Source organism: Luteibacter sp. Sphag1AF (assembly GCF_014192715.1).
In the GTDB taxonomy this organism is placed as follows: domain Bacteria; phylum Pseudomonadota; class Gammaproteobacteria; order Xanthomonadales; family Rhodanobacteraceae; genus Luteibacter.
Window position 1 is genome coordinate 199,595 of sequence record NZ_JACHYH010000001.1, and the last position, 13,170, is coordinate 212,764.

The 13,170-nt window shown below is 62.6% G+C and carries 14 protein-coding genes; all 14 read right to left on the bottom strand.

Features of this window, described 5'->3' with window-relative positions:
• Positions 1-146 precede the first annotated feature (146 nt).
• The 14 genes from fliM to fliD all read right to left on the bottom strand — a co-directional run bounded on the left by fliM (position 147) and on the right by fliD (position 13,095).
• A complete protein-coding gene (fliM, locus tag FHW69_RS00885) occupies positions 147-1,151 on the bottom strand; it encodes a flagellar motor switch protein FliM (RefSeq protein ID WP_183421113.1) in 1,005 nt (334 codons plus the stop codon).
• A 16-nt stretch (positions 1,152-1,167) separates the two neighbouring features.
• Positions 1,168-1,653 carry a flagellar basal body-associated FliL family protein gene (locus tag FHW69_RS00890; protein WP_183421114.1) on the bottom strand — a complete coding sequence of 162 codons (486 nt, stop codon included), beginning with the start codon at positions 1,651-1,653 and terminating at the stop codon, positions 1,168-1,170.
• A gap of 220 nt (positions 1,654-1,873) precedes the next feature.
• Positions 1,874-2,980 carry a flagellar hook-length control protein FliK gene (locus FHW69_RS00895; RefSeq protein WP_183421115.1) on the bottom strand — a complete coding sequence of 369 codons (1,107 nt, stop codon included), beginning with the start codon at positions 2,978-2,980 and terminating at the stop codon, positions 1,874-1,876.
• 52 nt (positions 2,981-3,032) lie between these two features.
• On the bottom strand, positions 3,033-3,461 hold the full coding sequence (gene fliJ / locus FHW69_RS00900) for a flagellar export protein FliJ (protein ID WP_183421116.1): 429 nt from the start codon (positions 3,459-3,461) through the stop codon (positions 3,033-3,035).
• Entirely contained in the window at positions 3,458-4,825 is a 1,368-nt protein-coding gene (fliI, locus tag FHW69_RS00905) for a flagellar protein export ATPase FliI (protein WP_183421117.1), read from the bottom strand. Before fliI ends, fliJ begins: the two co-directional genes overlap by 4 nt.
• The gene (locus FHW69_RS00910; protein ID WP_183421118.1) at positions 4,822-5,472 is read right to left on the bottom strand and encodes a FliH/SctL family protein; all 651 of its coding nucleotides are present in this window, start codon (positions 5,470-5,472) and stop codon (positions 4,822-4,824) included. Before FHW69_RS00910 ends, fliI begins: the two co-directional genes overlap by 4 nt.
• Positions 5,472-6,485, bottom strand: coding sequence for a flagellar motor switch protein FliG (fliG, locus tag FHW69_RS00915; RefSeq protein WP_183421119.1), 1,014 nt, complete (start codon positions 6,483-6,485; stop codon positions 5,472-5,474). The genes FHW69_RS00910 and fliG overlap by 1 nt, the downstream gene beginning before the upstream one ends.
• Positions 6,475-8,178 carry a flagellar basal-body MS-ring/collar protein FliF gene (gene fliF, locus FHW69_RS00920; RefSeq protein WP_183421120.1) on the bottom strand — a complete coding sequence of 568 codons (1,704 nt, stop codon included), beginning with the start codon at positions 8,176-8,178 and terminating at the stop codon, positions 6,475-6,477. The genes fliG and fliF overlap by 11 nt, the downstream gene beginning before the upstream one ends.
• A gap of 34 nt (positions 8,179-8,212) precedes the next feature.
• Positions 8,213-8,542: a flagellar hook-basal body complex protein FliE gene (gene fliE / locus FHW69_RS00925; RefSeq protein ID WP_183421121.1), complete on the bottom strand. Its 330-nt coding sequence runs from the start codon at positions 8,540-8,542 to the stop codon at positions 8,213-8,215.
• A gap of 104 nt (positions 8,543-8,646) precedes the next feature.
• On the bottom strand, positions 8,647-10,062 hold the full coding sequence (locus FHW69_RS00930) for a sigma-54 dependent transcriptional regulator (RefSeq protein WP_343203936.1): 1,416 nt from the start codon (positions 10,060-10,062) through the stop codon (positions 8,647-8,649).
• A 327-nt stretch (positions 10,063-10,389) separates the two neighbouring features.
• Entirely contained in the window at positions 10,390-10,959 is a 570-nt protein-coding gene (locus FHW69_RS00935; RefSeq protein ID WP_183421123.1) for a PilZ domain-containing protein, read from the bottom strand.
• Positions 10,960-10,983: 24 nt separating this feature from the next.
• Positions 10,984-11,280, bottom strand: coding sequence for a flagellar protein FliT (locus tag FHW69_RS00940; protein WP_183421124.1), 297 nt, complete (start codon positions 11,278-11,280; stop codon positions 10,984-10,986).
• Positions 11,277-11,693, bottom strand: coding sequence for a flagellar export chaperone FliS (gene fliS / locus FHW69_RS00945; RefSeq protein ID WP_183421125.1), 417 nt, complete (start codon positions 11,691-11,693; stop codon positions 11,277-11,279). The genes FHW69_RS00940 and fliS overlap by 4 nt, the downstream gene beginning before the upstream one ends.
• A 25-nt stretch (positions 11,694-11,718) precedes the next feature.
• Positions 11,719-13,095 (bottom strand): flagellar filament capping protein FliD, encoded by a 1,377-nt coding sequence (fliD, locus tag FHW69_RS00950; RefSeq protein WP_183421126.1) that lies wholly within the window; start codon positions 13,093-13,095, stop codon positions 11,719-11,721.
• Between the last annotated feature and the right edge of the window lie 75 nt (positions 13,096-13,170).

A 13,170-nucleotide genomic window follows, 5' to 3' on the forward strand; every position in this document is an offset into this window, starting at 1 on the left:
TTGCGAAGATCTCGCAAGGCGTGCCGCCTCTGGAGCAAATTATTGACGCTTGACGGCAGTTAGTCACCGCGACGGTCAGCTGACACTCCGACTGGCAGGCTATCGCGAGCCTGCTCACGAGAAGCCACCGACAAACCCGTGCGACCTCAGGTCAACGCCACCACCGGGTCGGGCCCGCGCTGCTCGCGGCGACGGAGCAGCGTTTCGAACTGCACGGCTTTGTTGCCGCCACTGTTGGCCATGCGGCCACGGAACACAGGGACGTCCTCGGCGAACACCGTGGCGAATTCGGGCAGGTTGATCGGAATAACGTCGCCACGGCGCAGATGCAGGAAGTCGCCAATGCTCAGCTGAGCCTCGGCGAGCAACGAGGTGAGTTCCACCTGGGCATCCAGGATTTCTTCGTGGAGATTCTGAATCCAGCGCTCGTCACGCTCCGCCCGGTCACTCTGCACGCCCGCATCCAGCAGTTCGCGGATGGGCTCGACCATCGAGTACGGAAGGGTCAGGTGCACCTCGCCACCACCGCCATCGAGTTCCACATGGAAACGCGATACGACCACGGTCTCGGTCGGGCTGACGATATTGGCGAACTGCGGATTGATCTCCGAATTCAGAAACTCGAACTGCATCTTCAGCACCGGCGCCCAGGCCTCGGCCATGGAGGTGAATGCCTCCTGCAACACGATCTGGATCACGCGGTTTTCGGTGGGAGTGAAGTCGCGCCCCTCGATACGTGCGTGATAGCGTCCGTCTCCACCGAAGAAGTTGTCGATGACGGTGAACACCAGACGAGGCTCAAACACCATTAGCGCCGTGCCGCGAAGCGGCTTGATGCGGATCAGGTTGAGGTTGCTGGGCACGGCCAGAGAGTGCACGTACTCGTTGAACTTCGTCATCTTGACGCCCAGCACCGACACTTCGCACGACTTGCGCAGCACGTTGAACAGGTTCTGGCGGAAATACCGCGCGAAACGATCGTTGACCATCTCGAGCGTGGGCAGGCGACCGCGAACGATGCGGTCCTGCTGGGTGAAATCGTAATCCTGGATGCCGCCCGGAGGCGGAAGCTCCACTTCCGTTTCGACGTCGCCGCCTTCCACACCGGCCAGCAGCGCGTCGATTTCTTCCTGGGTGAGGATGTCGCTCATGGGCCGGCGAACTCCGTTACTGCATGATGAAGCTGGTGAAGTACACGGCATCCACACCCGGGCGGCCGATCTTTTCTTTCAGCACTCGCTGGATTTCAGCCAGTGCGGAGGCCTGCAACCTCTGCTTTCCCTTCACATCGGAAAGCGACTTGAAGTCCTGCGCCGAGAACAGCATGAGCAGCGCGTTGCGGATTTCCGGATCAGCATCCTTGGCGGCCTTGATGGCCTCCGGATCGTGCGACATCACGTTGACGCCCACCTGCAGAAAACGCAGGGCGTTTTCGTCCTGGAAATTGACCACGAAGGCGGGATCAAGCTGAAGATACAAAGCGGGGAGGTTCGAGCGGGCCGGGGCGGCGCCCGCTCCGTGCACAGCACCCTTGTTCATCATGAACCAGCCGCCCGCACCGCCAATCGCAAGCACGACCAGCGCGCCCAGCACGATGATGAGGCCCTTTCCTTTCTTGGGCGGGGTGGTGGTCTCGGGTGCCGCAGCTGCCATGGTGAAGCCTCTTTACAAATACGATGTCGGATGCGCGAACGCGCTCATTACCCCATTGTGCAAGTCGTGTGCCACGTTGGGGCGCGCATCATTGACGATTAATCATGCAAATAAAAGCGTGATTTGGCGCACAGTTAGCGCAGTGGCACCGCAAATGCGGACTCTCTGACACCCACCCTGTTGCGCGATGATTTTTTGACGCGCGTCAGCGCATCGTCGATCACGCCACTTCATCAACCAGCCCGCGCGGCGTGCGCACGGTGGTGACAGCGGCCACATCGTCCTGACCGTCGCCCGATGACGCATCATTGCCGCGCCCTTCCGACGAGCCGCCCTGGCGGGCCTGTTGCTGGCTGACCTCAGCATTGCCCAGCGACAGGCCGTGATGCGCAAGCATCGTGTCCAGGTGCGCAAGCGTCTGCTGCACGGCCGTGACGGCGGCGGGATGCTCGGTGGCGAACGCCACATTGACCTTGCCGTGCTCGACACTGACCTTCACGTCCATGGAGCCCAGCTCTTCCGGATGCAGCTTGATGCGTGCCTGGGTGATGTTGCCGGTGCCCATCCATGCCACCTGCTCGCCAAGCTCCTGCGCGAACTGCGGTGAGGTCGCGGGCTGGGTGGATTGCAGGGTGACGTTCTGCGGGTCCTGATTGGCGGCCGTATGCAAATGCATGGCAGGCAGCGCGATAGCAGCGGACGCATCGGGCTTGATGGCAGCATCGGCATCCTTCGCCGCGCCACTGATGACGGCCAGGAATCCGGCTTCCGCCGCCGTCGCCTCCGGCTGAACGGGCACCGCCGTGGCGGCGCTTGCAGCGGCGGCCTGCGCCTGCGCCTGGAGCTGGGCCTGAGTCAGGGACGCCATGGCATCGGCGTTCTGACCGATGCCGGCGAGCGCCGCGTCGGGCTTGCCGGACAGCGCATCGGTGGCGGCGTCCAGTGCCTTGCCGGCCACGGCGGTGACCTTCGGCGGTATACCGATCAGCGCCAGCACAGCAGCAACAGCCGGGTTGTCACCTGTGTCGGCCGCGTCTTTGTCGTCGCCTTTCTTATCGGAAGCCTTCGACTCATCGGTCGACTCTTTTTTGGTAGCTGTCGGCCTGGCAGCCGTGGACTGCGACGACGACGAACCGCTTGATGCCGACGCGGCATCACGTGCGTTGTCGCGTTTCGCGTTGGCCGTTTGCTTGTTGGCCGCGTCCAGCGCTGCGTCAAAACGATGCGATGACGTCGTGCTGCCGTTAGCCGGCGCGGGCGTCGTGACGGACGGGGTCGACGACGCGGTGGAAGTCGGCAGCACGGCATTGAGAGTGGAGGAAATCATGCGGCGGTTTCTCTGTTGACTTGAAGGATGTCGGGCATCGGGTGATGCACCACTATCCCCGGGGTGCGCGGCGATATTGAGACCGCTCGTCGGCCTGCTCCTGCTCGCGGCGATCTTCCTGCTTTCGTTCTTGCTCGCGGTATTTGCTGGTCACGGTATCGAGCGCTTTCGCTCTGCCCCGCGCATCGGCCCATTCGCCACGCGCGCGCGCCAGCGCCAGCTCGCGCTTCTGGACTTCGCCCAGTTGCTGCACGATGGCCGTGTCGATGCGCAGCAGGAACTGCTGTCGGTTCAGCAACGCCGCAACACCCAGGCCGTCGGGCATCGTGGCGTACTCGTTGCGATAACGGCGAAGCTCGGCCAGCTGGTTTTCGGCCGCCACAACCTGACGCTGATGATCGGCAAGCGACCGGGTGGCCTTCTCGGCTTTCTCGGCCGCAAGGTCAACCACAGGCTGAAGCCGGTCGGCGCGCGAGGTCACGCGCCACCGCCACGGGCAACATCACCCAGTGCTTCTTCGGCCTGCTCAAGCGACACGGACTCGTCGGTCTCCTGTTGAAGGAACGCGGACAGCTTTGGATAAAGCGCGATCGCTTCGTCTGTGCGCGGATCACTGCCCTTCTGATAAGCACCCACGGCAATCAGATCGCGCTGCTGCCGGTACGCCGAATACACCTGGCGGAAGCGCTGCGCGGACTTCATATGATCTTTGCTGACCACGGCCGGCATCACACGACTGATGGACGCCTCGATGTCGATGGCCGGATAGTGTCCCGCCTCGGCCATGTCGCGTGACAGCACGATGTGACCGTCCAGAATCGCACGCGCCGAATCGGCGATGGGATCGTGGCGGTAGTCATCGCCTTCGGTCAGCACGGTGTAGAAAGCGGTGATGGAACCGATGCCTTCTGCATCGTTGCCCGCACGCTCGACCAACGCCGGCAGCATGGCAAACACAGACGGCGGATAGCCCTTGGTGGCCGGCGGCTCACCGATGGCCAGCGCGATCTCGCGCTGTGCCTGCGCGTAGCGGGTCAACGAATCCATCAACAGCAGCACGCGCTTGCCCTGGTCGCGGAAGTGCTCCGCCACAGCCGTCGCCAACTGCGCGCCGCGCAGACGACTGAGCGGTGGCGCATCGGCAGGCGCTGCCACAACCACTGCACGTCGGCGCCCTTCCTCGCCCAGCGTGTGATCCACAAATTCCTTCACTTCGCGGCCGCGCTCGCCGATCAGGCCGACCACCACGACATCGGCGTCGGTAAAGCGCGTCATCATGCCCAGCAGCGTCGATTTACCCACGCCTGAACCCGCAAACAGACCAATGCGTTGACCACGCCCCACAGTAAGCAGCGCGTTGATCGCGCGCACGCCCGTGTCCAGCGGCGTATCAATGGGACGGCGTGCCATGGGATTGATGGGATCGCGACGCAACGGTGCGCGCTCCCGCGCCAGCAACGGCCCCTGGCCATCCAGAGGAAGGCCATCTGCGCCGATCACGCGACCGAGCAACGCATCGCCTACTGGCACGCCGGACACGCCAGCACACGGGGTGACACGCGCGTTCGGAAGCACGCCATGCATTTCACCGGTCGGCATCAGCAACAGGCGTCCATCTGAGAAACCCACGACTTCCGTCTCAAGCTGCGCTCCATCAGCACCCGCAACCATGCAGCGCGCGCCCACGGGTGCCTCGCACCCAACGGCTTCAAGCGTCAGACCCACCACCCGCCGAAGCTTGCCTTCGGCCTGCAATGGACGGACTTTCGATGCATTCTCGCGCTGCGCCGCCAGGGCGTCGCGCCAGTGAGCATTGCGCTCGGCGATGTGCGCGTCCGGGTTCATTCTTCCGGTTCCACCTGACCTTCCAGTACAGCATCAATCACGGCAGCCAGCCGGGTGCGCACGCGGGCGTCCAGTCGCGAGGATTCACTTTCCAGCCGGCAATCGCCGCGCTGGAGTGCGGGATCTTCCACAACGACCCACTCATGATCCGCCGCGGAACGGTGATCGCGCACGATAGCCGCGTCCAGGGGGTGAAGATGAATTTTCAGGTGACGCGTGCCTGCGGGCAGCGTATCTACCGACTGGCGAACGACGTCCACGATGCGCTCAGGTGCCGTGGCGATTTCGTAGCCGAGCACGCGCTCGGCAATGACGGTGGCCAACTGCGCGAGGTCGGCCGCGACGTCTGCATCCAGATCGGCCAGCGGCCGGGTGGCCGCTGCATACAATGCTTCCAGGCGCGCCACCTGTGCCTGCAATTCGCGATGCGCAGTGGCACGACCTTCGGCAAGCCCGGCGTTGAAGCCTTCCTCGCGGGCCTGCCGCTCGATGGCTTCGATTTCGGCAACCGTCGGGCGGTGCGGACCTTCGTCCACTTCCACCTTGGGATCATTCGCAGGTGCCGCGTCGATACCGTCCACGACGGGGAATTCCCATCGCTCGTATTGTTCGACGCGCTCGCGGGCGAGGATGGAGGTAAGAGTCATCAGACGAATTCTTCCCCGCCACCGGCGAGATTGATCTGACCTGCATCAGCAAGCCGCCGCGCGGTAGCCAGCACTTCCTTCTGGGCGGCGTCGACTTCGGAAAGACGCACCGGACCTTTGACTTCCAGATCGTCGCGCAGCATGTCGGCTGCACGCTTGGACATGTTGGAAAATATCTTCTCGCGAATGGCCGGCTCCGCACCCTTCAAGGCCGTGATAAGGCGCGCCGACGGCACTTCGCGCAACAGCGTCTGCATGCTTCGGTCGTCCAGATCGGCAAGGTCGTCGAACACGAACATCAGTTCTTCGATCTTCTCGCCCAGCGTGTTGTCCAGACCACGGATGGAGGCCATCAGCTCCGCTTCACGCGAGGTTTCCATCGCGTTGAGAATGTCGGCCGCCGCCTTGAGGCCACCCACGCTGGCCGATTTCAGCTTGTTGGAGTTGCCGGAGAACTGGCGCTCCATGATTTCGTCCAGTTCGTTCAGCGCGTGCGGCTGCACGCCATCCAGCGTGGCGATGCGCATGACCACGTCGCTGCGTACGCGCGGCGCGAGGTACCCGATGACTTCTGCCGCCTGGTCGGACTCAAGATGCGCCATCACCAGCGCGATGATCTGCGGATGCTCCTGGCCGATCATCTCGGCGATGGCGCGGCTTTCCATCCACTTCAGCGACTCCAGACCCTTGCTGCTGCGACCGAGAAGAATGCGGTCGATGAGACCACCGGCCTTGTTCTCACCCAGGGCATTGACGAGGATCTTGCGAATGTATTCCTCGGTGCCCACGCCAATGGCCGTGTGCGAACCGATGTCTTCCTGAAGCCGGGTCAGCACGAAGTCCACCTGATCGCGCGACACGTTCTTCAGCGCGGCCATGGCAGTACCCACGGCCTGCACGTCGCGTGCGCCCAGATGCTTCAGGACCGTGGCGGCGTCTTCCTCACCCAGCGTAAGCAGGAGGATAGCCGCCCGTTGTGCGCCCGTAAGGGTCGCGTTCTGATCAACCGCCATCGTCGGATACCCAGCTCTTCACGACTTGCGCCACCTGTTTGGGATTCTCGGCGGCCATGCGCTTGGCAAGGCCGATTTTCTGTTCGTATGCCAGCAGTGCCGGCGAGCCCAGTTGAGCCGCGTGGGATGAGCGGACCTCGTCGGTCGCCAGATCATCGTCGTCAACCATGACAGAAACCGTGGGCAGCGGACCTTCCAGCGCGGCTACCTGCTGCGGTGCCGCCGGCTTGAGCAGGCCACGCATCATCGGACGCAGCACGAAGAAGCCAACGATCAGCGCCACCAGCACGCCCAGCGCCTGCTTGATGAGGTCGAGCATGCCCGGCTTTTCCCAGAACGGCATGCTGACCGGTGCTTCGTCGGACGGCTGTCCGCGGAATGGTTCGTTGATGACGCTGACGCTGTCACCGCGTTCGGCATTGAAGCCTACGGCGTTCTTCGTCAGCGTCGTCAGGCGCTCCAGTTCTTCAGGCGTGAAGGCCACGCTCTTGAACTTGCCGTCCTTGTCCGGAACCTGCTTGTTGTCCACCACCACAGCAACGCTGAGGCGGGCGACTTTGCCAGCCGGATCGGTCACGTGACTGACGGTGCGGTCCAGTTCGTAATTGCGTGTAGCACTGCTGCTCTGCTGCGAAGGCTCCTGCGCCGTCTGTGTACTGGCCGTCTGCCCCGGCTTGCCACCTGCGTTGGGCTTGGCTGCCGTGGGCTGGGCCGGCGTGTTCGGCGGCTGATTGCTAAGCGCACCAGGCACGCCACCTTCAGAGGCGGCATCACGACGGGTATCGCTGCTGGTCTGCTCGCTGCGCAACGCGGGATTGTCGTGATTGAACACTTCGCTGGCCTTCTCGGTCTTGGAGAAGTCCAGATCGGCAAACACCTGTGCACGCACCTTGCCCGCGCCCACCAGCGGCGTGAGCAGATCCTCGACGCGCTGCGTGTACGTGGCTTCGATGCGATTGGACAGACGCAGGCGGCTATCACCAATGGCCGAAGCACTGTCCGGATCGCTGACGGTCAGGAGGTTGCCCTGCTGGTCAATCACCGAAACCTGGCGCGTATCCAGATCGGGCACGCTGGCGGCCACGAGATGAACAATGGCGGCCACCTGGCCTTGATCGAGCTGACGCCCCGGATACAGCGTCACCACCACCGATGCGCTGGCCGGCTTGTTGTCGCGAATGAATGCCGACGGCTTGGGCAACGCCAGATGCACGCGTGCAGCGCGCACGGATTGCAGCCCGGCGATAGTGTTGGAAAGGTCCGTCTCCAGCAGTTGCTGATAGCGCGTGCGCTCGGCCATGTCGCTCATGCCGAACGGTGAGTCTGCCTGCGGCACGGAACTGGCGGCACTGCCCTGCGGCAGCCCCTGCCCTGCAAGTTTCAACCGCACGCCCGCCACATCGGCAGCGGGCACGAAAATGGAGCTGCCATCAGAGCTCAACTGATACGGTGTATTGCTGGTCTGCAGCGCCTGGGTCACGGCGGCAGCATCTTTCTGTTCCAGGCCGCCATACAGAAGACCATAGTTCGGCGCGCGCGACCAGAGAACGGCCGCAATGCCAATAGCCACAGCGGCAGCAATGCCCGCAAGCAGAAAGATCTGGCGCGCGGCCGGCGTCTGCGCCAGCGACTTCAAAGAGCCCATGCGCGACGCGTCGTTGGATGGTGTGGTGGCGACGCCGTTATCTGACATGGTTCAACTCAGGTCTCATCCAGGAGCGGTCGCATCAAAGCGACATGTTCATGATTTCTTTGTACGCATCGACCATCTTGTTGCGCACTTCGGTCATTGCACGAAACGACAGGTCGGCCTTCTGGCCCTGAATCATCACTTGCGCAAGATCGACGCCCGGATCACCCCTTTCAAAACCGGCGGCCAGCTGGCCTGCCTTTTCCTGCGTTTTTGCCACACCCTCGATCGACTGCTTGAGCAGATTGCCGAAGGATTCCTTGGTGGCGGGACTGATCTCGCCAATGGGATTCGCGGGCGGAAGATCAGCCTGGCTGCTGATACGACGCATCTGGGAAAGCAGGCTGCTTACATCAATGGTGGTCATGACGGAATTCCAACGCGTAACTGGTCTGATGACACTTAAAGCACGACCTGTGCCAATCCTCGCCAGAACAACCGCACACACCACAACTGAAGCGAAATAGCTGATCAGCCCGCCTGCACCGACTCACTGAGGCCGTACTTGCGCAGCTTTTCCACCAGCGTGGTGCGCTGAACACGCAGCAGCTTGGCCGCATGTGCGACCACACCATTGGCGGAGTTGAGAGCCTGACGGATGAGGCCAATCTCGATGCCGGCCAGGTGATCTTTCAGATCCAGACCTTCGAGCGGCAGCACAGACGGATCGCCTTCGCCGTAGCTGAAAGCATCCGCGATCACCGGCTGCTCTTCCATCAGCGCAATGAGCGCCGCGCCGGAAACCTCTTCCATCGACACAGCGCCGCGATATTTCTCCGGCAGATCGGCAGCGCGCACTTCGCCGTGCGGCATGAGGATGGCCATGCGCTCCACCAGATTGGAAAGCTCACGCACGTTGCCCGGCCAGCCGTGCTGACGAAGCGCATTCATCGCGCTGGGAGCAAAGCGCACGCTGGACAGCCCACGCTGCACCAGACGCTGGTTGAACTCGCTGATGAGCGCGGGCAGATCCTCCAGACGCTGACGCAGCGGCGGCATTTCCAGCGGGAACACGCTCAGGCGATAGAACAGGTCTTCGCGGAACGAACCCCGCTCGATGGAATCTTCAAGATTGCGGTGCGTCGCTGCGATGATGCGCACATCGCAGCGCTGGGCGCGATTGCCACCCACACGCTCAAAAACGCGCTCCTGCAACACGCGAAGCAGCTTGACCTGCATCGGCAGGCTCATGTCGCCAATTTCGTCTAGGAACAGCGTGCCGCCTTCGGCGAGCTCAAAGCGACCCTTGCGGGTGCTGATGGCGCCGGTGAAGGCGCCCTTCTCGTGGCCGAACAGCTCGCTTTCCAGAAGTTCTGCCGGAATCGCGCCACAGTTGATGGCAACAAACGGCTTGTCGCGACGGGGGGAACAATCATGGATGGTGCGCGCTACCAGTTCCTTGCCGCTACCGGACTCGCCGAGCACCAGCACACTGGAATCGAACGGTGCGACCTGGCGGATCAGGCCGTTGACACGCTGCATCGGGCCGGACTGCCCCACGAAGCGACGGCTGGCCGCAATCGGCTCAACGCGCGTCTGCAGGCTGCGCATGGCCTCGGCCAGGCGCTCGTAACGCAGTGGAAGATCAATGAGTTCGATCAGCTGACTGCGCGCATCGTCGGCAATCAGCGAAGTGGCTACCGGGGAATCGGCTGCAACCAGCATCGGCAGGTTGCGCGCGCCGCGTCCCAGCAATGCAAGGTAGGACTCCAGCTCCGCTTCGTCTTCCACCGTGCCGACGAAAGCGCCGCGCCACTGGTCACCTGCAACGTCAACATCAACGCGCTCGGCGAGAACCGGTCGATACCCCAGAAAGGAAAGCGCCGAGATGATGGCCTGAGCGCGGGGGGCGTCGGATTCGATCACGAGAAAGTTGGAAGACTTCACTGGATACCTCATTGCAATGCGATGACCGAAGGAACCGGACGCAATGCGTCTGGCCTCGTTGCAAGGTATCAATCAATTTCCGTGCCAGCGGCGGAAAACCGCCGCGCAACGATGGAGATTTACGTCATATGGCGGTGTTCCGACGCGTGAGGATTCCCTCTCGATGACGTGAGGCGAGCGTGACGGCCGACGCCACGTGTCAAACATGACGACACGCGTCGCAAATGTGACGCGATGTGCGCAGTGACGACATTCTGTCAGGTGACGCAGTAGGTCACATTGCCGGAAAAGAGCTTGAAATCAGGCATTTCCAGCAGCCGATGCGAATCAGACCGATTCGGGTGGGCGACCCGCCAGGCGCGCTTCAGCCACCTGACGGCGGTGATGGCGGAATACCAGACGCTCGATGGCGTCGCGCACTGACTCGCCCAGCCCCTGAAACCCGACGAACCCACGCCCGTCTGACGGGCCTGCCAGGCGCTGGCCCGGAAGTTCCAGCGGAAGTGCCCGGCACACGTCAAAGTGGATGCGCAGAAGTACGGTCTGGCCCACCGGCGGCAAGCCGCTCCAGGGCAGCACAGCCCCGGAGGCATTGAAACGAAGTGCGATGCGACCCGGCAGGTCCGCCTGCGGCAGCAGCAAGCGGTTCACGATTTCCATCAGGACGTTCAACTTGGCGTCCAGGCGCGAAAGCTCGTTGGTCACCGCCGTGTCGTCCTCAGGCGTTTCCGCCCGCTTTTCGACCAGAGCGGCCACGGCGGTCAGAACGCTGAGGTTGCGGTCATTGAGTGCACTGATCGCCGCGGCATCAGGCAACGGCGCCGCCACGCAGGTGGCGTGGAACTGGCCGTCGTAGGTCACGCGCTCGGAAAACGCCTGCCAGATATCTTCGTTCATGCGCGCCCCCGCCCTGCTGCCGTGTCAGACCTGACTATACGCGGCAACCGCGCGACGCACGCGCCGCGACTCGTCCCAGCGCGCGGCTACCTCGTCGCGCGCAGCGGACACCAGTTCGCGGATAAGCGAATCGACCTGCATGATCGCCTTCAGCATCTCCAGGGTTTCCTGGCTCTGCTGCATGGTGCCGGTATGCAGCACCGGATCGCGCTCGGCTTCCAGTTCGGTCAATTCGTCCCAGCGTGACTCGGTAGCGGCTGCGTGCATGGCCTCGGTCAGCGTCATGGCACGGCCGAGGTCGCAATACACGACTTCGGTCACGGTGCCGCCCCCGCCATCTGACGGGCATCGGCCGGGATGGCAACCCAGCTGGCGCGCAGCGGGCGCAGAAGTTCTGCCACTTCTTCCAGCATGCCCGCGTCGTTCTTGACGTTGGCTTCCAGAAGACGGCGCGACATGTAGTCGTACAGCGAATCCAGACGATCAACCAGCGAGGTCTTCACGTCGTGATTAAGGCTGGCCTGCAACGTGCCGACGATTTCGATGGCCTTGGAGATGGCCTCTCCCTTCCCCACCACATTGCCCGCCGCAATGCAGCCGGCCGCAAAGCGCACGCGCTCGATGGCGCCATCCAGCAACAGCGTGATGAGGCCGTGCGCATCGGCGGCTTCCACACCACCATGCGTACGAACCTGTTGGTAAGCGCCCGCGCCGCGGGCATATCCGAGTGCCATAACTTGCTCCTGATGCGCGCTGCGCTTAGCTGTTGGACTTGTTAAGAGAAGCAAACTGCTGCGTCAGATAATCCGTGGTGCCGGCCAGCTTGGTCATCATGGCGTCCAGCGCGCTGTACTGCGTGGTCAGCCGCGCGGAGTAGGCGGTCATCGACGTATTGAGGTCCGTCGTCTGCTGCGCCAGATCCTTGATTTTCTGGTTCAGGGTCAACGTACGCGTCGCAAAAATGCCATTGGAACCCGTCCAGCCCGTGATGGCCTTGTCGATGTTGGTGGCAATGCCGGTCGAGCCACTGAACAGGTTCTGCACCTGGCGCGAGTTGGTGTTCAACGCCTTGGTCAACTTGGTGTTATCGAGCTTCAGCGTGCCGTCCACCTGGAGGGAAACGCCGATATCGCTCAGCGAGCCGATGCCGCTGACAGCATTGGAACCTGTGAGCGTGGTGCCGACCATCGAGGCCAGCTGCGACTTCACCGTGGTAATCGTGGCGTCGCCCAGAAGAGCGCCTGCCTGATTGTTGACCGTGTCGTACTTTGTCAGCGTCTTGTACATCGCCACGAAGCTGTTGTACGCGGTAACGAAGTTGCTGACGGCCGTTTTGGCTGCCGTCTGATCCGACGTCACCGACACCTGCACGGGCGAAGCCGGATCGGTGACCGCATTGAGCGTCAGGGAAAGACCGTCGATAGCCGACGAGATAGCGTTGCTGGGGCTGCTGGCGGCAAGGCCATCAATGCTGAAGAGCGCATCCTTTGCCGCGACGCTGGGTGTGTCCGTGGCCGGATCGAAATTCAGTGCTGCCAGATTTCCGTCACCACCACTGGAGGTGACCTTGAACTGGTTGGCCACACCGGTCGAGGCCGACGTCAGCACCAGATGGGCGCCGTCAGTGCCTGTCACGATGGTGGCCGTGACGCCGGGGTTCGACGACGACTTGTTGATCGCGTCGCGTATGTTCTGCACCGTGTTGTTGCTTGAGTCAAGGTTGAGGGTCATGGACTTGTCGCCCACCGAGAGCGTCAGAGCGCCCGTACCAACCTTGGCCGACGCACCGCCGGAAAATGCTGAAGACGTGGTTTTCTGTGCGGCTGCCAGCTGCGTGATCGCAATGCTGTAAGAGCCCGAAACAGAGGTGGTGCTGGCCGTGGCCGACAGATATTTGGCGCCGTCGGTGCTGATGTTGGCCGTTTGCGTGGTGAACGCAGTGCCGTCGGTCAGTGTCTTCATCGCAGTCTGAAGAGCCGTGAGCTGCGAGGTGAAATTGCCGAGAGCAGAAATCTGGGTATTGGTCGCCGAGGTATCGTTGGCGATCTTCGTATCCTGAGCGGCGCGCTTGTTTGCCACGAGGTTCGTGACAATCGAGGTGACGTCGATCGAACTGGATCCGATAGAGGTGGTCATGAAGCTCTCCTTGAGGGCGCTTCAGGAACCGAGCGCCATTTTGTCGACAGCTGGCGCTCGGGAAAGCGCCAGCTG